This is a genomic window from Alkalihalophilus lindianensis (assembly GCF_032843265.1).
Lineage (GTDB): Bacteria > Bacillota > Bacilli > Bacillales > Bacillaceae_D > Alkalihalophilus > Alkalihalophilus lindianensis.
The window spans coordinates 1-235 of record NZ_JAWJBA010001044.1; the positions used below are offsets into that span (position 1 = coordinate 1).

The following is a 235-nucleotide window of genomic DNA, read 5'->3' on the forward strand; positions in this document are numbered from 1 at the left end:
TTGCGGGCAATCAGCGATGACTTGTAATACTTCCCCGATTTTCATGTCTTTTAGCGCATCCAGCGCATAAATAACAGGGTATGGTCAAGGCTCGCCACGAATGTCCAAAATATAGTTAACATCAATTACTTGGGACATAGATTAAGCCTCCTTCGTAACATGGGAAATCCGTTCCGTCTGCTGCTGTTTGATTCCTGTCCCGTAACGGAATCGCTTTTCCCACCAATTCGATAGC

At 45.1% G+C, this 235-nt stretch carries 1 pseudogene; it reads right to left on the reverse strand.

What is annotated here, in order from left to right:
• Window positions 1-72: pseudogene (locus RYX56_RS25780) on the reverse strand (sulfurtransferase TusA family protein); the annotation flags it as partial.
• Between the last annotated feature and the right edge of the window lie 163 nt (window positions 73-235).